This is a genomic window from Methylobacterium sp. WL64 (assembly GCF_008039945.1).
Classification (GTDB): domain Bacteria; phylum Pseudomonadota; class Alphaproteobacteria; order Rhizobiales; family Beijerinckiaceae; genus Methylobacterium.
The window spans coordinates 34,719-53,548 of record NZ_VRVA01000029.1; the positions used below are offsets into that span (position 1 = coordinate 34,719).

Below are 18,830 nucleotides of genomic sequence, written 5' to 3' on the forward strand. Positions count from 1 at the left end.
AGAAGTTCGGCAGAAGGAGTTGCGGGGATGCCGATTACCGATGCGGATATTGAGCGAGACGTGGGTATCTTCTACCCGGATCTCGTTAATATTTACGGATGTGCAATAAAGACCGGGTCGCGCATCGGGCCCTTCGTCGAGATCCAGCGCAACAGCACCATCGGCCCCCGCTGCAAGATCTCCTCGCACACCTTCATCTGCGAAGGCGTGTCGATCGGCGCGGAAGTCTTCGTCGGGCACGGCGTGGTCTTCACCAACGAGCGCTATCCGGAGGCCACGAACGCGGACGGCAGCCTGAAGCGCGACGGCGACTGGGAGCTCGTCGAGACCCTGGTCGGGGATCGCGCCTCGATCGGCTCCAACGCCACCATCGTGGCCGGCATCACCATCGGGGAGGGCGCCCTCGTCGGCGCAGGCGCGGTCGTGACCCGCGACGTCCCACCCTACGCCATCGTCGCCGGATGCCCCGCCCGGGTCATCGGCGACACGCGCCAGAAGCGCGCGCGGTCCCAACGGCCGTCCCGGCCGGCGGCGGCCGAGCCTCTGCAGATTGCTTGAGGGGACACACGCACATGATCGCCATCGGAATCGTCGGCTACGGCTACTGGGGGCCCAACCTTGCCCGCTGCACTTCGGAGACCGAGCAGTGCCGGCTCGCGGCCATCGCCGACCAGTCGGCCGCGGCGCTCGCCCGGGCGGGCAAGCGGTATCCCGCCGCTCAGCTTCACCAGGATTGGCGCGACCTCGTCGCGGATCCCGAGATCGACGCCGTCATGGTGGCGACCCCGGTGAGCTCGCATTTCGAGATCGCCATCAACGCGCTCCGGGCCGGCAAGCACGTATTCATCGAGAAGCCGATCACGTCCTCGGCCTTCGAGGCGCGGCTGCTGATCGAGGAGGCGGCCAAGCGCAACCTGACCCTCATGGTCGACCACACCTTCGTCTACACGGGCGCGGTCGAGAAGATCAACGACCTGATCAAGGACGGCGCGCTCGGCGAGGTCTTCTACTACGACTCGACCCGGGTGAACCTCGGCCTGTTCCAGCGCGACGTGAACGTGATCTGGGATCTCGCGGTCCATGATCTCGCGATCCTCGACCATGTCCTGGACCTCGCCCCGGTGGCGATCTCGGCGAGCGGCACCGGCCATTTCAGCGGCCGCCCCGAGAACATGGCCCACCTGACGATCTTCTACCCGCGCGGCGTCGTCGCGCAGATCAACGTCAACTGGCTAGCCCCCGTGAAGGTCCGGCAGACGCTGATCGGCGGCAGCAAGAAGATGATCGTCTACAACGACCTGGACCCGATCGAGAAGGTCAAGGTTTACGACCGCGGCGTCACCGTCGGCGACGGCTCCGGGGACATCACCGAGCTGATGGTCTCCTACCGGACCGGGGACATGTGGTCGCCGCACCTCTCCTTCCGCGAGGCGCTCGTCGTCGAGATCGAGCACTTCGTCGACTGCATCGAGACCGGCAAGGCGCCGAAGACCGACGGCCACAGCGGCTTGCGCGTGGTCGAACTCCTCGAGGCCGCGATGCGCTCCCTGCGCCAGAACGGCCACCCGATCGACCTCATGCCACTTGCGAGGGCCTCGTGATCCCGTTTCTCGACCTCAAGGCGCAATACGCGGCCATCGGCGGCGACGTCGAGACCGCCGTCCTCAACGTCCTGCGCAGCGGCGACTTCGTCCTCGGACCGGCGGTCACCGCGTTCGAGGCGGCCTTCGCCGAGGCCTGCGGCGCCAAGCACGCGGTCGCCGTCAGCAGCGGCACCGCGGCGCTCCATCTCGCGCTGCTGGCCCTGGATATCGGCCCGGGCGACGAGGTGATCACGGTCTCGGCCACCTTCGTGGCCACCGTAGCGGCGGTGCTCTACGCCGGCGCGACGCCGGTCCTCGTCGACATCGACCCGGTGACCTGGACCATGGATCCGGCCCTGGTCGAGGCGGCGATCACGCCCCGCACCAAGGCGATCCTGCCGGTGCACCTCCACGGCCGCATGGCCGATCTGGACGCGCTCGGGGCTATCGCCCGGCGCCACGGCCTCGCCTTGGTGGAGGACGCCGCGCAGGCGCATCTCGCCGAGCGCGGCGGCCGGAAAGCCGGCACGATCGGGGATATCGGCTGCTTCAGCTTCTATCCCGGCAAGAACCTGGGCGCGTACGGCGAGGGCGGTGCCATCGTCACCGACCGGGACGACCTCGCCGAGGCGGCGCGGTGCCTGCGCGATTGGGGCCAGCAGGGCAAGTACAACCACGTCCGGCACGGCTTCAACCTGCGCATGGACGGGGTCCAGGGCGCGGTCCTGGGCACCAAGCTCCCCTACCTGGAGGGCTGGACCCGGGCCCGGCAGGCGGTGGCGGCCGAGTACGGCGCGCGGCTCGCAGGCCTCGGGCTCGACCTGCCGGGCGCGGCCGGACGCGACCACGCCTTCCACGTCTACGCGGTCAGCACCCCCGACCGCGAGGGCCTGCGCCAGCACTTGGCCGAGGCCGGCGTCGCCACCGGGATCCACTACCCCGTCCCGGTCCACAGGCAGCCCGCCTACCGCCACCTCGACGACGGGACCGGCCGCCTGCCGGTCACCGAGCGCCTGGCCGCCCGGACCCTGTCCCTGCCGATGTTCCCGGAACTGACGTCCAGCCAGATCGACAGCGTCTGCCGGGCCGTCTCGAGCTACTGCGAGGTCGCCGATGCAAAAGCTGCGTGATGTCAGCAAGGGACGCCGCTTCGCCGGCGACCTGCGCGGGACCCGGATCCTCGTCACCGGCGGATCCGGCTTCATCGGATCCCACATCATCGACCTGCTGGTCGAGGCCGGCTGCGACGAGATCGTGGCCGTCGACAACATGGTCCGCGGGCGGCCCGAGAACCTGAAGGACGCCCTCGGCTCGGGCCGTGTCCGGCTGGTGCAGGGCGACATCCGCGACCGGGCCCTGATGGACGGCCTGGTCAAGGGCTCCGACGTGGTGTTCCACCAGGCGGCCCTCCGGATCACCCAATGCGCCGCCGAGCCGCGTCAGGCCTTCGAGGTGATGGCGACCGCGACCTTCGACCTGCTGGAGCGCTGCGTCGAGGCCGGCGTCGCCAAGGTGGTGATGGCCTCGTCCGCGTCGGTCTACGGCATGGCCGAGAGCTTCCCGACCACGGAGAAGCACCACCCATACGACAACCGCACCCTCTACGGGGCGGCCAAGTCGTTCGGCGAGGGCCTGCTGCGCTCGTTCAACGACATGTACGGCCTGGACTACGTCGCCCTGCGCTACTTCAACGCCTACGGGCCGCGCATGGACCTGACCGGCCGCTACACCGAGGTGATGGTGCGCTGGATGCAGCGCCTGGCCGAGGGTCAGTCCCCCATCGTGTTCGGTGACGGCCTGCAGACCATGGACCTCGTCCATGTCCGCGACATCGCCCGGGCCAACATCCTGTCGGCGACCGCACCGGCCACCGACGTGGTGCTGAATGTCGGCACCGGCGTGGAGACCTCCCTGGTCGATCTCGCCGGCCATCTCACCCGGATCATGGGCCGGGACGGCACCCCGCTGATCCATGAGGCCGAGCGCGCCGTGAACCCGGTGCCCCGGCGCCTGTGCGACACCAGCCTCGCCCGGGATCTGATCGGCTTCGAGGCCGAGATCGGGGCGGCCGAGGGCCTCGCCGACCTGGTGTCCTGGTGGAGCGACGAGGCCGGTTCGGATCACCTGAGGCGGGCGCTGGCATGATCCCGATCGCGAAACCCGATGTCGGCGAGCCGGAAGCGGAGGCCGCCGCCGCCGTCGTCCGGTCCGGCTGGCTGACCCAGGGGCCGCAGGTCGCGGCCTTCGAGGCGGAGTTCGCCGCGATCGTCGGCGCGCCCCATGCCTGCGCGGTCTCGAACTGCACCACCGCGCTGCATCTCGCGCTCCTCGCCGCCGGGGTCGGACCCGGCGACGAGGTGGTGACGGTGAGCCACAGCTTCATCGCCACCGCCAACGCCATCGCCCAGTGCGGGGCGACGCCGATCTTCGTCGACATCGACCCGGCGACCTTCAACATGGCCCCGGAGGCCGCCGCCGCGGCGGTGACCGAGCGGACCAGGGCGATCGTCTGCGTCCACCAGATGGGCATGCCCTGCGACCTCGAGGCCATCGTGGCGCTCGGGCGCCGGTCCGGCATCCCGGTGATCGAGGACGCGGCCTGCGCGATTGGCTCCGAGCGGCTCCAGGGCGACGTCTGGCGGCCGATCGGCGGACCCGCAGGCGACGTCGCCTGCTTCTCGTTCCACCCGCGCAAGGTCCTGACCACCGGCGACGGCGGCATGATCACGACGGCCAATCCCGAATGGGACCGCAAGTTCAGGCTGTGGCGCCAGCACGGGATGAGCGTGTCCGACGTGGCGCGCCACGGCAGCGCCCGGGTGGTGGCCGAGGAATACACGGTCGCGGGCTTCAACTACCGGATGACGGACGTGCAGGCGGCCATCGGCCGTGCGCAGCTCACCCGGCTGCCCGGCCTGATCGCCCGTCGGCGCGCCCTCGCGGACGGTTACCGGGCGCGGCTCGCGGACCTGCCGGAGGTGACGCCGCCGCCCGAGCCGATGGGCTCGCGCAGCAACTGGCAGAGCTTCTGCATCCGCCTGCCGGAGACGGCCGACCAGGGCGCCGTGATGCAGGCGATGCTCGATCAGGGCATCGCCACCCGCCGGGGCATCATGTGCGCCCACCTGGAGCCGCCCTACGCCGAGGCGCCCCGGCGCTTCGCCCTGGCGGCATCGGAGCGGGCGCGCGACCATGCGATCCTGCTGCCGCTCTACGCCGGCATGGACGACGCGATGCAGGACCAGGTCGTCGCCGGCCTGCGCGACGCCCTGCGATGATCCCCGGACCGGTCAAGAGCCTCGCCCGCACCGTGGGGCTCACCCGTCCGCGGTTCGCGGCCGCCCGGATGGCCTACGAACGCACCACCCTGGCGGTTGCCGGCACGCGCCGTGAGCGGCCGGGCGGGCGCATCCTCTGCTACCACTCGCTCGGGCAGCCCGAATGCGGCGTCAACGACGTCACACCCGAGCGCTTCCGGCACCAGATCGAGCTGGCCCTGCGCCTCGGCTACCGCTTCGTGCCGGCCGCCGCCATCGCGGAGGGAAACGGCGAGCCCTGTGACCTCGCGATCACCTTCGACGACGGCTGGCGCAGCGTGCTCGACGCCGCGGAGCCGATCCTGCGGGATCACGGGATTCCGTGGACGCTGTTCGTTGTCTCCGGGTGGCTCGACCGGCCGGGGACCGGCCCGCGCGGGATCCTGGGCTGGCGCGAGGTCGAGGCCCTGGCCTCGGCCGGCGCCGAGATCGGCAGCCATTCCATCACCCATCCGAATTTCGGGGGCCTCAGCGCCGAGCGGGCGGCCGAGGAGCTCGACGGCTCGCGCCGGGCGATCGCAGCCCGGCTCGGCATCCGGCCCGACAGCTTCGCGATCCCGCTGGGGCAGTCGGCGAACTGGACACCGGCTGCCGCCCGCGCCGCCCAGCAGGCCGGCTACCGGATCGTCTACGCGCAGGCCGTGGAGACGCGGCCGCTCGGGACCATCGGGCGCAGCTTCGTCACGCATTTCGACAACGACCTGGTCTTCGGGGCCCTCCTGAACGGCGTCTACGACGCCTGGGAAGAATGGACATGATGCAGCCCGCGCCCCGCGCCACGGTTTCCGTGGTGGTCCCCACCTGCAACCGGCCCGCCCTGCTGCGCGAGGCCCTCGCGAGCATCCGCGCCCTGGAGGCGCCCGATCTCGCCTTCGAGATCATCGTGGGCGACAACGGTCAGGCGGGTCCGGCCGCCGAGGTCGCCGCCGCGTTCGGCGCCATCCACGTGCCGGTCGCGCGTGCCGGAGCGGGGGCCGCCCGCAACGCGGCGCTGCTGCGGGCGAGCGCGCCCTTCGTGGCGTTCCTGGATGACGACGATGTCTGGCTGCCCGGCCACATCCGCCCCCATCTCCGCCGGCTCGAAGCGGAGCCCGGTCTCGGCATCGTCTTCGGGCAGGTGATCACCACCTCCCCGGAACTGGAGCCGGTCTACGGTCCCTGGCCGGCGGAGCTCCCGGCCGACGGGGCCGCGCTGCTGCGCCGGATGTTGAGCGGCTACTTCCCGCAGGTCGGCGCGACCGTGGTGCGCCGGAGCCTGGTCGACAGCGTCGGCCTGTTCGACGAGGCGCTGCTCGGCGACCAGGATTGGGATTGGCAGATCCGGGCGGTGCGCCGGCACGGGGCCGCCTTCGTGGCCGTGCCCGGTGTCCATTTCCGGCAACGGCCGGCCGGGACCTTCGACAGCCTGATCGCCCGCCGGATCCGCTTCACGCGGCTGGTCTTCCGGCGGCACGCGCCGGCCCTCGGCGTTTCGCGCCTTCAGGCCCTGCGCCTCTATTTCGCGACCGTGCAGGGGTATTACGACGCCTTCCTGGACGGCGCCCAGGCCCATGCGGCCCGGGGCGACCGGCGCGCCGCCGCCGGCGCGCTGCTCTCCGCCTTCCGGCTGATGCCGCACCGGGCGGTCAAGGACGCGATCCGGCCGACCCATCTGCGCGCGGCCCTGGTGGCCGTCGCCCAGGCAAGCCGCCCCCTCGCGGCGGCCGGGCCGGGGACGCGCTGACGGATCGGGCTTGCCCGTCGCAGGGACGTCCAGGCATCCAACCCGTGATTCCGGGCGCCGCTGCGGGTTCCTGACCTGACGAGGGCATTGGAACGGAGAAGAAAACAGGCCCGGGAAACCGCAGGGTTTCCCGGGCCTGTTTTTGCGTGATCCGATGGATACGCCTTCTCAACCGGCCCGCAGAAGCCCCGGCCGGTCCTTCACGTTGCGCACCAGCCATTCCGGCAGCAGCAGGCGCACCCGCTCCCAGGGGCTGGAGAAGTCGCCGGCGCGGCGCAGGGCCGCCCAGGAGGCGACGCGTTGCCGGAGCGGCAGCATGCCGATGTAGTTCTTGGTCATGCCGGAGATCGGGAAGTCCGAGCCGAACATGTCCTGATGGCGCAGGTCCGGTTCGCCCAGATGAGGCGCCTCGACCGTCACCGGCCCGGCACCCGGCGCGAGCCGGGGCAGCGCCTGGGCCTGCGCGTAGACCGCGTCGAGCCCGGCGGCCCAGCTCGCCGGCGCGTAGAGGCGCGCGATGGCGGCGCTGATCTCGGCCCCCGTGGTCCGGCGGTCCTCCGCGTCGGTGATCAGCGCGGTGAGGTGAGCCTCGTATTCCGCTTGGTCGCGGGCGACCCGAGCCGTGGCGTCGAGCCCGGGATGGTTGATCGCGACGATCTCGGCCGCCGCGGGCGCCTCGAACCGCGTCACCAGCGGCAGCCCATAGGCGGCGGCCTCGAGCATCGAGGTCGACGAGACGAACGGGTAGGAATCGACGTAGATGTCCGCCGCCTCGAAGAAGGCCCGCGGATCCGACTGCTCGGCATAGGCCACGATCCGCCCGTCCGTCGCGGCCTGCGCCCGGGCCCAGTCCGCGCGCTCGCCCGCGCCGACCACGATCAGGCGAGCCTTCGGATGCGCAGCCAGCAGATCGACGTGGCGGTCGGCGTAGGTGACGTCGCCCACGTTGCGGTACTTGGCGCCGCGCGCCACGGAGACCAGCAGGACCTCGTCGTCCGGGATCCCGAGGGCGCGCTTGGCGGCCGCACGGCTGCGCTGGCGCTCGGGCAGCGTGATCAGGGTCGGGAGCAGGAAGCTCCGGGCCGGATCGACGCCGCGCCGCGTGATCGCGAGCCGGCGGGCGGCCTCGCGCAAGTTGATCACCGCGTGGCTGATCCGGGTCCCGATCCAGAACAGGTGATCCGCGTGGTTGAGGAGGAGGACCGGCGGGTGCTTGCCCGGATCCGCGAAGGCGATCAGCGGGACCACGTCCTCGCAATGGATGTGGAGGACGACGACGTCGTAATCCCGCGCGACCCGGCGCAGCTCCCGCGCCCAGGCGAGCTTGCCGCCCTGGCGGTGGTTCAGGTGGTGGATCGCGCCGCCGCTGGCGCGGACCGCCTCGGCGATCCGCCCATCGACCGGGCCGCGATGCTGGGTCAGGGCGAGGCCGTTGGTCCGGTGGGCGTCGGCGCCGATCCACAACGCCAGCATCTTGGTGAGGCCGCCCACCGGGGCGAGCTGCGTGCAGACGTGGAGGACGCGCCGGAACGGGGCCGGCTCCGGGGCCGTGCGAGGGCCGGCCTCCGGCTCGAGCCGCCGGCCGATCTCGGCGGTCAGACGCTCCAGGCGCGGGCTCGCGAAGACGCCGCAATGGCGATGGGCCGCCATCGTCGCCGCAATGGCGGCTTCGACGGCGGCGCCTTCGAGGTCGCCCGCAGCCGCCCGGCGCTCGGCCTCCCGCACCCGGGCATCGAAGGCCGAGAAATTCGCCTGGATCCGCCCGGCGCGCCGGGCGGTCTCGTCGTCGATGTCTCGGCGTCCGTCATGGCGGAGCTCTGACGCAACAATGGCCATCGTGCCCTCCGGGCTTCAGCGATGCGGTGCGGGATCCGCCGTCCAGGTGCCGGGAGTGTGGAAGACACCGAACACGTCGGGGGCGAAGACCGGGTGCTCCACGTGGAAGCGGGCGCCGATCCGCGCGGCGAGCAGGCGCTCGAAGCCCCGCTGCCGGACCACCACGGAGACCTTGTAGGTGTCCGCGGTGAGGGTCAGCGGCGGCGTCAGCAGCTCGATCGTGCCGTCGCCCGACAGGGTCTGCAGCTTGGCGCGATCCGTCATCGTGCTGAAGTTGCAGCAGAGCAGCTCGTCCGATCGCGTGATCGAGAACAGCACATGCGGGTCGGTGATCGGCTCCGAGGCGGTGTAGCGCGCCGTGATCCGCATCCGCTCGCCGTGCCGGAACAGCGTCTTCGGAGCGCCCGATTCGTCGGCGACCGTGACGTCCTGGATCTCCACCGGGTGGTGGCCGCCCTCGGGCCGGAACCAGGGTGCGTCGGCCAGGTAGCTGTCGCGCTCGTAGTGGTGCAGCCCCTCGTCGGTGGGGCCGTCGAAGGCGACGCGGCCGTTCTTGATGTAGATCACCCGCTCGCACATGGTCTTCACGCTGAACATGTTGTGCGAGACGAGCAGGATCGTCGAGCCCTTGCTCTGGAGGCGGCGGGCGAAGTCGATGCACTTCTTCTGGAAGGTGTAGTCGCCGACCGCCAGGACCTCGTCGAGGAGCAGGATGTCGGGCTCGAGATGGGCGGCGACCGAGAAGGCCAGCCGGACATACATGCCGCTGGAATAGCGCTTCACCGGCATGTCGATGAAGTCGCCGATCTCCGAGAACTCGACGATCGCGTCGAACTTCTCGGCGATCTCATGGCGGTGCATGCCCAGGATCGAGCCGTAGAGGAAGATGTTCTCGCGGCCGGTGAGCTCCCGGTGGAAGCCCGTGCCGACTTCGAGCAGGGCGCCGACCCGGCCGACCAGCCGGATGCTGCCGGTGGTCGGGGCGGCGATCCGCGAGATCAGCTTGAGCAGGGTGCTCTTGCCCGCCCCGTTCATCCCGATGATGCCGACGTTCTCGCCGTGCTTGATGCCGAAGCTGACATCCTTCAGCGCCCAGAACCCCTCCTTGGTCGGGCGTGCCTCGGACCGGCGCGTCAGCAGGCCCCGCGCGCCGTCGATGAGCGCCTCGCGCAGGGAGTTGTCGTGCGTGGCCCGCGGGGCACGCCAGTATTGCTTGCCGATATCCTGTACGCTGATCGCCATCGACATCAGATTATATCCGCGAAAGAGCGCTCCATGCGCTGGAAGAAGATCAGTCCGGTGAACAGCAGCAGCGACGACACCGTGACCGAGACCGCGAGGGCGAACAGGTCGGGCGTGGTACCGCCGAGGATCGCGAACCGGAACGCCTCGATCAGCCCGACCATCGGGTTGAGCGCGTAGAGCCAGCGCACCGAGTCGGGGACGATGCTCGCCGCGTAGACGATCGGCGAGGCGTACATCCAGATCTGGATGAGGAACGGCAGCGTGTGCTTGACGTCCCGGAAGCGGACGTTGACCGGCCCGAGCCACAGGCTCACCCCGAGCGCCAGCATCGCGGTGACCGCGAGCGTCGGCACCGCGAGGACGATGTGCCAGCTCGGCATCACCCCGTAGCAGAGCATCAGCACCAGCATCACCGCGAGGGCGATGGCGAAGTCCACCATCGGCGACACCACGGTGGCGAGCGGTATCACCAGGCGCGGGAAGTAGATCTTGCGGATGAGCTCCGCCTCGGTGACGAGGCCGGTGGCGCTCCGGCGTACCGACTCGGCGAAGTAGGTCCACAGGATGATCGCGCTGCCGGCGAACAGCGCATAGGGCGCCCCGTCGGTGGGGATCTTGGCGAAATGGCCGAAGATGACGGTGAAGATCGCCACCGTGAAAAGCGGCTGCGCGATCGCCCAGCAGGCGCCCAGGGCGGTCTGGCGATAGAGCACCTTCAGGTCGCGCAGGATCAGGACCCACAGCAACCCGCGATACTGCCAGACCCCCGCGGCATCGAAGGCGACGAGTTGATTGTCGGGAAGGATTTCGGTGACCGGCATCGCGGTCGGTTCCGATCTGGGCCCGCCAAGGCCATGTTTCGGCGCATCGAGCGCAAGCGCGTCCAAAGAGTCCATCATTCGAAGCGATCCCGCACGACGATCGGTGCTTGCTGGATCCGTTCGCGGCATCAGCTGCCGGATCGGCGATCCCACTGAGCCGGGCTATCACCGCGGTCATCCGGCACGAATTACATCTTTCGTCGTACCGAGCCTCCCGACTGAAGAGGTGGTTGTCGTTGACCACCGTATTGATTGCTTATGAGGACAGAAGAGACCCCGGGCGCGGGACGTCGTCTCTGTCGATGCCGGCTCGGCCGGCCCGGACACGCGTGCCGGGCGAACGAGCCGTCCTCACCGAGGCGCTGGGCTTCCTCCGGAACGGGGCCACCGCGGGGCCGGCGCAAGATCGGGCTCGGGTCTCAGGAGAACCGCCATGAAGGACGCTTCGGTCGACGGCCCGGACGGCGCGGGCATCCCGTTGGTGACGATCGCCATGCCGGCCCTGAACGAGGCCCAGCACATCGCCGAGGCGATCCGCTCGGTGATGCCGGCCCCAGGGTCGCTCGCGTGTGAATTGCTGGTGATGGACGGCGGCAGCAGCGACGCGACCTGCGCCATCGTCCAGGCGCTCAGCGACAAGGATCCGCGAATCCAGCTGATCCACAATGCCCGCCGCATCCAGGCCTCGGCGCTCAACCTAGCGGCCCGCCTCGCACATCCGGGCTCGACCTATCTCGTGCGCGCCGATTGCCACGCGGCCTATCCCGAGAACTGGGTGCAGGACCTGATGCGGACGATTCGCCAGTGGGACGCCGTCTCGGTGGTCGTGCCCCTGCGGACCATCGGGGTGACGCCGCTGCAGCGTGCCATCGCGGCCGCCCAGAACAGCCGGCTCGGCAACGGCGGCTCGGCGCACCGCCTGGGCGGGATCTCGGGCTACGTCGCCCACGGCCACCACGCCATCTTCGACCGGCGCGAGTTCCTGCGGGTCGGCGGATACGACGAGAGTTTCTCGCACAACGAGGACGCCGAACTCGACCGCCGGCTCTGCGCGGCCGGCGGCAAGATCTATCTCGCGGCCGACCTCGTCGTGACCTACTACCCCCGCGCGACCCTGTTCAGCCTGACCCGGCAATATTTCCTGTACGGCCGTGGCTGCGCCCGAACCCTGGAGAAGCACGCCAGCCTGCCGCGGATGCGCCAGATGCTGCCGCCCCTGGTCCTGCTCTACGGCGTTGCCGCCCTGGCCCTCGTCACGGTTGCCCCGATGCTGCTGATCCTGCTGGCGGTCTATGCGGGGGGCTGCGGCCTCAGCGGCCTCGCGCTGGCCCTGAAGGCGCGGGAGCCGGGCCTGGTCATGAGCGGCCCGGCGGCGATCGCGATGCACCTGGCCTGGGCCGCCGGCTTCCTGTCGCATCGTGGTTATCGCCGGACCCTGTTGCGGACCGCCTTGCGCCGGAAGCCGCCCCTGCTCGGCGTCGCACCCGGATCGGATCCGGCGAGCGTCAACTGACCGGGATTCTGCGAACGGGCCCCGCGAATCCCGTGTCAGATACCGGTCGCCGTTCCCCTTCCGTCGCCAATTCCTACCCTGGGCTGTAGTCTCGCGCGGCCAAGCCGATTATCGACACGCGCATCTCTCCGGACCTCGAGGGTCCGGAGTACCCGCGCCGTGCCGTGCAGGCCTTGGAGTGTTGTGACCGTGCCCGACAGGACCCCGCGCCCCGTGATGCTCGTGATCCTCGACGGCTGGGGACTCCGGGACGCGGTCGCCGACAATGCCGTCCACCAGGCCCGCACGCCCGTCTTCGACGGCTTGATGCGCGAGGGTCCCCGGGCGCGGCTGCAGACCTTCGGGGCCGATGTCGGCCTGCCCGAGGGGCAGATGGGCAATTCCGAGGTCGGGCACCTGAACATCGGCGCGGGCCGGGTGGTCATGCAGGACCTGCCACGCATCGATACCGCCGTCGCGGACGGCTCGCTCGCCAGCAACCCGGCCCTGACCCGGTTCATCGACGCGCTGCGAGCGAGCGGCGGGACCTGCCACCTCGTCGGCCTGCTGTCGCCCGGGGGCGTCCACGCGCACCAGGACCACGCGGTGGCGCTGGCGCGGGTGCTGGTCGAGGCCGGCGTGCCGGTCCGCCTCCACGCCTTCACGGACGGGCGCGATATGCCGCCGCGCTCCGCGGCCGGCTGCCTGGAGGCCGTCGAGGCCGCACTCCCCGACGGCGCCCGCATCGCCACCTTGTGCGGCCGCTACTACGCGATGGACCGCGACCGGCGCTGGGAGCGGGTCTCGATCGCCTACGACGCGATGACCGCGGCGCGCGGCGCCCGGTTCGCGAGCGCCCTGGAGGCGATCGCCGCCTCCTATGTGCTCGACCTGTCGGACGAGTTCCTGCGGCCGGCCATCATCGGCGACTATGCCGGCATGCAGGACGGCGACGGCGTGCTGAGCTTCAATTTCCGCGCCGACCGGACCCGGCAGATCCTCGAGGCCCTGCTCGATCCGGCCTTCGCGGGCTTCGTGCGGACCCGGACGGTCCGGTTCGCCGCAGCCCTCGGCATCGTCCAGTACAGCGTCGAGATCGACGCCTTCGCCGACACGCTGTTCGGCCCCCTCGACCTGCCGAACGGCCTCGGCGAGACCGTAGCCCGGGCCGGGCGCACCCAGCTGCGCATGGCCGAGACCGAAAAGTATCCGCACGTCACCTATTTCATGAACGGCGGCCGCGAGGCGCCGTTCGAGGGCCAGGACGCGATCCTGGTGCCGTCCCCGAAGGTGGCGACCTACGACCTGCAGCCGGAGATGTCGGCCGCGGAATTGACCGACCGCGCCGTGGAGGCGATCGGCTCCGGCCGCTACGACATGATCCTGCTGAACTTCGCCAATCCCGACATGGTCGGCCATACCGGCAGCCTCGCCGCCGCCGTGAAGGCGGTGGAGACGGTGGATGCCTGCCTCGGCCGGGTGGTCGACGCGATCAGGTCCAGCGGGGGCGCGCTGCTCGTCACCGCCGACCACGGCAATTGCGAGATGATGCGCGATCCGGAGACCGGCGAGCCGCACACCGCCCACACCCTCAACCCGGTGCCGGCGATGCTGGTCGGCGTCGATGGCGTGACGCTCGCCGACGGCCGCCTGGCCGACGTCGCGCCGACCCTCCTCGACCTGATGGGCCTCGAACAGCCCGCCGAGATGACCGGGCGGTCGCTGATCCGCCGCTGAGCGGGCCGACCACACGGCACCCGCCGGAACGATGCCCTAACGCTTGCGCCCGCATAAGGGATATCGCCGAAGCGGCGACCCGGATGGCGCATGATGCGTAGGACATGATTGCCCGGCACAGCCTGATCTATGTCGGCTCGCGCGGCTTCGCCGCCGCCCTGAACATGGCCTCCGTGGCCGTGTTCACGCGCCTCGCGCCGGTGGAGAGCTACGGGATCTACCTGTACGTCCTGTCCTGGGCGCTGGTGCTCTACGGGGCGACCTGCCAGTGGCCGAAATTCGCGTTCTTCGCCCTCTACGACGAGGCCCGTGAGCCGGCGCAGGTCGGCACCGTGGTGCGGATCCTGGGCGGCACGCTGCTGCTCGCCGGGCTCGGCAGCGCGCTCGCGGCCGGGCTCGGGCTGGTCCCGGCCGATATGGCGGCCGCGATCCTGGCGCTCGCCTTCGGCACCACCCTGTTCGAGGGCTCCACCGAGATCGCCCGCACGCGCCTGAAGGCCGGTGCGGTGGCGGCCTCGGTGATGAGCCGGGCCGTGCTGATGCTCGCACTGGGCAGCCTGGCGCTGCACCTGTCGACCGATCCGCTGCACCTCGCTTTTGCCGTGGCCGCCGCCAACGCCCTGGCGGCGCTGCCGGCCGCGATCACCATCGCCCCGATGATGCCCGGCCGCGGCAGCCGCGCCGAGGCTCTGCGGCTGTTCGCCTATGGCTGGCCGCTGGTGCTGTCCTTCGGGACGGCGGCCCTGGCCCAGAGCCTCGACCGGCTGATCATCGCCAAGACCGTGGGGCCCGCGGGGCTGGGCGCCTACGGGGCGCTGGCCGACTTCCTGAAGCAGAGCTTCATCGTGTTCGGCGAGGCGATCGCCCTGTCGCTGATCTCCATCGCCAAGCGCGAGGCGCGGGTCGGTGGCATCGCGGCGGCCTCCGGGGTGCTGAGCGACGCCGCCCGGGCGATGACCCTGATCGCCGCCTTCGGGGCGGTGTTCTTCCTCTGCTTCGACGACCTCGTCGTCGCGGTGCTGCTCGGGCCGGCCTACCGGGCGGAGGCCCGCGCGCTCGCCCCGGTGCTGATCCTGGCCAGCATCCTGATGATGTTCCGCGCCTATTATTTCGGGCAGGTGATCTACTTCACCCGCACCAGCCGGCTCGAGGCGGGGGCGGCCTTCGCCACCCTGGCGGCGGTGGCGGCACTCTCCCTGCTGCTGATCCCGACGCTCGGCGCCGCCGGGGCGGCTTTGGCCTTCGCGGGCGGGCAGGCTGCGGCCTGCCTGGTGCTGGTGCTCGGCGCCTATCGAGCCGGCACCACGATGCCGCTGCCGCTCGCCGACATGACGGGGATCGCCGGCGCGGCCCTGGTCTGCGGCGCGGTGATGGCCGGGATCGGCCTGATCCCGGGTGGCCTGATGCCGCCCGGCCAGGCCCTGCGGCTGGTCCTGCTCCTCACCGTGGCCGGGGCGACCGCGTGGCGCTACGACGTGCTCGGGTTCGCCGGGGCGATCCGCCACCGGCTCGCGGCCTGAGGGGCGCGCCATGCCGGACACTGCGACCCTTGCCGGCGGCCTCGTGGCGGCGGTCCGTCTCCTCGATCCGGCCGCCGCCTGGATCCCGGCCTGGCGGGCGCTCGGTGCGCGCGCCGCGGTCCGCAACCCGTTCTACGAGGCCGGCTACGCGCTGGAGGCCCGAGCCCCCTTCGGCGACGGCGTGCGGCTCCTGATCGTGGCCGACCGTCCCCCCGAGGCGCCGGGGGCGCGGATCCTGGCCGCCTGGCCGTTCCGCCGGCTGTGGCGCCGTTGGGGCCTGCCGCTGCCCGTGCTGATGGGCTGGACCCACGGATACGGCCCGTTCGGCGCGCCGCTGCTCGACGCCGCCGACCCGGGGGCCGCGCTCGCGGGACTGCTCGCCGCGCCGCGGGCGCTCGGCCTGCCGCCGCGGCTGCTGCTGCCGAACGCGCCCGCAACCGGCCCCCTGGCCGACCTGCTGTCCGCGTGCGGGGTGCGACGGGCCGCCTACTGGCCGCACGAACGCGGGTTGCTCGACGTGACCGGCCGGTCGATGCAGGCACGGGCGACGTATCTCGACCACCTATCCGGCAAGCGGCGGCGCAAGCTGCGCCTCGCCCGGCAGCGCCTGGAGGCCGCGGGGCCGGTCGCGCTCGAGATCCTGGACGCCCCCGCGGCGCTCGACCGCGCCCTGGACGACCACGTCGCCCTTGAGGCGGCGGGCTGGAAGGGCCGGGCCGGCACCGGCCTGGGGGAGCGGCCCGACGAGGTGGCGTTCCTGCGCGCCGTGCTGGCCGATCTCGGATCCGAGGGGCGGCTACGCGTGGTGCGGCTGCGCCGGGACGGCCGCGTCCTGGCCTCCGCGATCCTGCCGATCACCGGCGCCGAGGCCTGGGTCCTCAAGATCGCCCACGACGAGGCGGACCCGGAGGCCGCCCCCGGGGTGCAACTCGTCCACCGCCTGACCGAGACGGTGCTGGCCCGCGAGGGCATCGACCGGATCGATCGGATCGATTCTTGCGCCCCGCCGGATTTCGCCCTCGGCTCGACATTCTGGACGGAACGGCGCCCGATCGCCCACCTGCTGGTTGAGGCCGGCCGCGACCCGCTGTTCCCCCTGGCCCGCACTCTGGAGCGCGCCCGCGAGCGCGTGGCGCGGGCGCGCCTCACCAGCCGAAGCGGGCGATCTGCGTGAGCCGGGCCTGCACCGCCGCGTCGTCGCGGCCGATGCGTGCGATCCGCTCGGACAGACCGTAGCAGGTCGCGCAGAACGGCAACTGGATCACCGGGATGCCCTCGCTCCGCGCGCGCGCGACCGAGGCGATCAGGCAGGGGACGACCGGCTCGTCCGCGGGCGTTCCGAGGCAGTCGGCCCGCGGGCTTCCGAACGCCGGGCGGTTGGGCCAGGTCAGCTGGAGCGTCGTGCCGCCGCGCCGGTCGGGGGCGGGCGCCAGGGTGTAGCTGCGCAGGAATAGGCCGCAGCTCAGCAGGACGAGCCCGGGCAGGATCAGGGCGGCGCGCATCGGCCCCTCAATCCGCCGCGTCGAAGCGGCTGCGGAAGAACACCTCGCGGCCGGCGCCGTCGATGACCCGCACGGCCTCGGCCGGCTCACCGGACCGCTGCGGCACCCGGGCGCGGGCGAACAGGCGCAGGGCCCGCTCCTGGGCGGTCTCCAGGCTGCCGACGCGCACCGAGATCCGCGTCTGGACCTCGCCGGATTCCGGACCGAGGACTTCGATATGGAACGTCTCGCGCAACGGCACCTGCCTGATCGTGAGCGCCCGCCGCCGGAGCGGGCCCGGTTCGGCGCAGGGTGAAACCCGTCCCGGGAGACGGCCTCGGAGCCAAGTCCGATTGCCACGCGATCCGGGGCGGCTCTAAGAGGGGCCCGCCCCGACATAGGGGAGATTGTTCGAGGAGTCCCGTGGACCCGCTCAAGGCTGCCGCCGCGACTGCCGTCTGCCTCGTCCTGTTCTGGCTGGCCTTCCGGCTGACCCGGCGCCTCGTCGACATGGCGATCGCGGGCGGCTACGCCGAGGAGCAGCGGCGGCTGGCCGAAGAGGAGGCTCAGGCGGCCGAGGGCGCGGTGCCGCAGGCCTCGGCCATCTGCGCCACCGCGGCGAGCTTGGCCGCAAACAGCGACCAGTCGTCGGCCGCAGCGATCGGGGCCCAGAGCGCCTCGACCTCCTCGATCAGCATCGTGCAGGGCTCCCCCGCGAAATAGGGATGGTCGAGCCGCGCGCCCGGAGCCGGGGTGAGCGCGTCGAGCGCCGCCCGCACCGGCGCGAAGGCCTCCGACCGGTAATGACCGGCGCTCGGGCCGGCCTCCGCCTGGCCGGCGCTCGCCGGGCCGCCGTACCAGTCGAAGAAGAAGCGCTCGAACGGCGCGCGGGTCTCGGCCAGGAACCGCCAGACCGCCGAGACCAGCCGGTCGGTCTCGGGCCGGGGCGCCTCAGCCAACCCGAGCCGGCCGAACAGCGCCTGCGCAAACCCGTCCTGCAGGGCGGGGCCGAAGCCGGACAGGGCCGCTTCCAGGCGCGCCTGCGGGCTGAGCGTCAGCAGGCAATCGGCCAGCCGGGCCAGGTTCCAGAACAGCGCCTCGGGCTGGCGGCCGAAGCTGTAGAGCCCGGTCTCGTCGAAATACGCGGCGGTGAAGTCCGGGTCGTAATGCGGCAGGAAGCGCCAGGGGCCGTAATCGAAGCTCTCGCCGGTGACGTTGATGTTGTCGGAGTTGAGCACTCCGTGGACGAAGCCCGCGGCCGCCCATTGCGCGCCGAGCCGGGCGACCCGGGCGACCACATCCTCCAGGAAGGCGACGCCCCGGTCCTCCAGGGTTTCGCGCCAGAGGTCCGGCCGGTGGGTCTCGATGGTGTGGTCGAGCAACCGGGCGATGTTGTCCGGCTCGCCCAGCGCCAGGAAGCGCTGGAAGCTGCCGACGCGGATATGCCCGTGCGAGAGCCGCACCAGCACGCTGGACCGGGCCGGGGAAGGCTCGTCGCCGCGCACCAGATCCTCGCCGGTCTCGATCAGGCTGAAGCTCTTCGACGTGTAGACGCCCTGCGCCTCCAGCAGCGCCGTGGCCAGCACCTCGCGCACGCCGCCCTTGAGGGTGAGCCGCCCGTCGGCCCCGCGGGACCACGGCGTCGTGCCGCTGCCCTTGGTGCCGAGATCGAGCAGCCGCCCGTCCTCCAGGTCGTGCAGCTGCGCGAACAGGAAGCCGCGGCCGTCGCCCAGTTCCGGATTGTACGAGCGGAACTGGTGGCCGTGATAGCGCAGCGCCAGGGGCGTCTCGAAGCTACCGGGCAGCGGCGCGAACCGGCCGAAATGGGCGATCCAGTCCTCATCCGACAAGCCGGAGAGGCCGACGCGTGCGGCCCAGGCCTGGTTGCGGTAGCGCAGGATCGTGGCCGGGACGCGCGCGGCCGCCACGGGATCGTAGAAGGCGGATCCGAGATCGGCGTGGCGCCGGGACGGCCGGTAGGGTCTGGGTTCGGTCACGCGGCGCGTCTCCCGGGCTGGCGGCGCGGGTGCTGCCGAGGACCCGCCCCCATGATGCCCCGCCCCAATCAAGCCGGT

Annotated in this window: 17 protein-coding genes; 11 read left to right on the forward strand and 6 right to left on the reverse strand. The window is 71.5% G+C overall.

Annotation, left to right across the window (positions count from 1 at the left end; translation table 11 throughout):
* The first annotated feature begins 27 nt into the window (after positions 1-27).
* Genes FV242_RS14800 through FV242_RS14830 form a run of 7 tightly spaced genes read left to right on the forward strand, consistent with a single transcriptional unit; the run spans position 28 to position 6,623 of the window.
* Complete coding sequence (locus tag FV242_RS14800) at positions 28-558, forward strand: acyltransferase (RefSeq protein WP_147939447.1); 531 nt, start codon at positions 28-30, stop codon at positions 556-558.
* Positions 559-572: 14 nt separating this feature from the next.
* The gene (locus FV242_RS14805; protein ID WP_147906507.1) at positions 573-1,601 is read left to right on the forward strand and encodes a Gfo/Idh/MocA family protein; all 1,029 of its coding nucleotides are present in this window, start codon (positions 573-575) and stop codon (positions 1,599-1,601) included.
* Positions 1,598-2,713 carry a DegT/DnrJ/EryC1/StrS aminotransferase family protein gene (locus FV242_RS14810; protein ID WP_147939448.1) on the forward strand — a complete coding sequence of 372 codons (1,116 nt, stop codon included), beginning with the start codon at positions 1,598-1,600 and terminating at the stop codon, positions 2,711-2,713. The genes FV242_RS14805 and FV242_RS14810 overlap by 4 nt, the downstream gene beginning before the upstream one ends.
* A gap of 31 nt (positions 2,714-2,744) precedes the next feature.
* Positions 2,745-3,728 (forward strand): SDR family NAD(P)-dependent oxidoreductase, encoded by a 984-nt coding sequence (locus FV242_RS14815; RefSeq protein ID WP_210248934.1) that lies wholly within the window; start codon positions 2,745-2,747, stop codon positions 3,726-3,728.
* Entirely contained in the window at positions 3,725-4,861 is a 1,137-nt protein-coding gene (locus tag FV242_RS14820; protein WP_147939450.1) for a DegT/DnrJ/EryC1/StrS aminotransferase family protein, read from the forward strand. Before FV242_RS14815 ends, FV242_RS14820 begins: the two co-directional genes overlap by 4 nt.
* On the forward strand, positions 4,858-5,658 hold the full coding sequence (locus FV242_RS14825; protein WP_147939451.1) for a polysaccharide deacetylase family protein: 801 nt from the start codon (positions 4,858-4,860) through the stop codon (positions 5,656-5,658). Before FV242_RS14820 ends, FV242_RS14825 begins: the two co-directional genes overlap by 4 nt.
* Positions 5,655-6,623, forward strand: coding sequence for a glycosyltransferase family A protein (locus FV242_RS14830; RefSeq protein WP_147939452.1), 969 nt, complete (start codon positions 5,655-5,657; stop codon positions 6,621-6,623). Before FV242_RS14825 ends, FV242_RS14830 begins: the two co-directional genes overlap by 4 nt.
* Positions 6,624-6,791: 168 nt before the next feature.
* Here FV242_RS14830 and FV242_RS14835 read toward each other — a convergent pair whose 3' ends face one another.
* The 3 genes from FV242_RS14835 to FV242_RS14845 are packed head-to-tail and all read right to left on the reverse strand — an operon-like array spanning position 6,792 to position 10,525.
* Entirely contained in the window at positions 6,792-8,459 is a 1,668-nt protein-coding gene (locus FV242_RS14835) for a glycosyltransferase (protein ID WP_147939453.1), read from the reverse strand.
* Between the two features lie 15 nt (positions 8,460-8,474).
* The gene (locus tag FV242_RS14840; protein ID WP_147906500.1) at positions 8,475-9,707 is read right to left on the reverse strand and encodes an ABC transporter ATP-binding protein; all 1,233 of its coding nucleotides are present in this window, start codon (positions 9,705-9,707) and stop codon (positions 8,475-8,477) included.
* On the reverse strand, positions 9,707-10,525 hold the full coding sequence (locus FV242_RS14845) for an ABC transporter permease (protein WP_246692058.1): 819 nt from the start codon (positions 10,523-10,525) through the stop codon (positions 9,707-9,709). The genes FV242_RS14840 and FV242_RS14845 overlap by 1 nt, the downstream gene beginning before the upstream one ends.
* A gap of 433 nt (positions 10,526-10,958) precedes the next feature.
* On the opposite strand from FV242_RS14845, the gene FV242_RS14850 reads away from it, so the two are divergent.
* From FV242_RS14850 to FV242_RS14865, 4 genes are all read left to right on the forward strand, one after another.
* A complete protein-coding gene (locus tag FV242_RS14850) occupies positions 10,959-12,038 on the forward strand; it encodes a glycosyltransferase family 2 protein (protein WP_147939454.1) in 1,080 nt (359 codons plus the stop codon).
* A gap of 216 nt (positions 12,039-12,254) precedes the next feature.
* Positions 12,255-13,754: a 2,3-bisphosphoglycerate-independent phosphoglycerate mutase gene (gene gpmI / locus FV242_RS14855; RefSeq protein ID WP_147939458.1), complete on the forward strand. Its 1,500-nt coding sequence runs from the start codon at positions 12,255-12,257 to the stop codon at positions 13,752-13,754.
* Between the two features lie 104 nt (positions 13,755-13,858).
* On the forward strand, positions 13,859-15,274 hold the full coding sequence (locus FV242_RS14860; RefSeq protein ID WP_147906497.1) for a lipopolysaccharide biosynthesis protein: 1,416 nt from the start codon (positions 13,859-13,861) through the stop codon (positions 15,272-15,274).
* A 10-nt stretch (positions 15,275-15,284) separates the two neighbouring features.
* Complete coding sequence (locus FV242_RS14865) at positions 15,285-16,448, forward strand: GNAT family N-acetyltransferase (RefSeq protein ID WP_147939455.1); 1,164 nt, start codon at positions 15,285-15,287, stop codon at positions 16,446-16,448.
* On the opposite strand, the gene FV242_RS14870 is transcribed toward FV242_RS14865, so the two are convergent.
* The 3 genes from FV242_RS14870 to FV242_RS14880 form a co-directional block, all read right to left on the reverse strand.
* Positions 16,420-16,776, reverse strand: coding sequence for a hypothetical protein (locus FV242_RS14870; protein ID WP_147906495.1), 357 nt, complete (start codon positions 16,774-16,776; stop codon positions 16,420-16,422). The two genes, FV242_RS14865 and FV242_RS14870, sit on opposite strands and share 29 nt — an antisense overlap.
* 7 nt (positions 16,777-16,783) lie before the next feature.
* Positions 16,784-17,011, reverse strand: a complete 228-nt coding sequence (locus FV242_RS14875; protein WP_147897275.1) for a hypothetical protein — start codon at positions 17,009-17,011, stop codon at positions 16,784-16,786.
* Between the two features lie 310 nt (positions 17,012-17,321).
* Positions 17,322-18,752: a protein adenylyltransferase SelO gene (locus tag FV242_RS14880; protein ID WP_147939456.1), complete on the reverse strand. Its 1,431-nt coding sequence runs from the start codon at positions 18,750-18,752 to the stop codon at positions 17,322-17,324.
* Positions 18,753-18,830 lie beyond the last annotated feature (78 nt).

Bases quoted from the DNA above. Each gene is read 5' to 3' on its own strand.
- gpmI (WP_147939458.1), top strand. From the start codon at position 12,255: ATGCTCGTGATCCTCGACGGCTGGGGACTCCGGGACGCGGTCGCCGAC.
- FV242_RS14870 (WP_147906495.1), bottom strand. From the start codon at position 16,776: ATGCGCGCCGCCCTGATCCTGCCCGGGCTCGTCCTGCTGAGCTGCGGC.
- FV242_RS14860 (WP_147906497.1), top strand. From the start codon at position 13,859: ATGATTGCCCGGCACAGCCTGATCTATGTCGGCTCGCGCGGCTTCGCC.
- FV242_RS14805 (WP_147906507.1), top strand. From the start codon at position 573: ATGATCGCCATCGGAATCGTCGGCTACGGCTACTGGGGGCCCAACCTT.
- FV242_RS14825 (WP_147939451.1), top strand. From the start codon at position 4,858: ATGATCCCCGGACCGGTCAAGAGCCTCGCCCGCACCGTGGGGCTCACC.
- FV242_RS14850 (WP_147939454.1), top strand. From the start codon at position 10,959: ATGAAGGACGCTTCGGTCGACGGCCCGGACGGCGCGGGCATCCCGTTG.
- FV242_RS14840 (WP_147906500.1), bottom strand. From the start codon at position 9,707: ATGTCGATGGCGATCAGCGTACAGGATATCGGCAAGCAATACTGGCGT.
- FV242_RS14830 (WP_147939452.1), top strand. From the start codon at position 5,655: ATGATGCAGCCCGCGCCCCGCGCCACGGTTTCCGTGGTGGTCCCCACC.
- FV242_RS14845 (WP_246692058.1), bottom strand. From the start codon at position 10,525: ATGCCGGTCACCGAAATCCTTCCCGACAATCAACTCGTCGCCTTCGAT.
- FV242_RS14865 (WP_147939455.1), top strand. From the start codon at position 15,285: ATGCCGGACACTGCGACCCTTGCCGGCGGCCTCGTGGCGGCGGTCCGT.
- FV242_RS14835 (WP_147939453.1), bottom strand. From the start codon at position 8,459: ATGGCCATTGTTGCGTCAGAGCTCCGCCATGACGGACGCCGAGACATC.
- FV242_RS14820 (WP_147939450.1), top strand. From the start codon at position 3,725: ATGATCCCGATCGCGAAACCCGATGTCGGCGAGCCGGAAGCGGAGGCC.
- FV242_RS14800 (WP_147939447.1), top strand. From the start codon at position 28: ATGCCGATTACCGATGCGGATATTGAGCGAGACGTGGGTATCTTCTAC.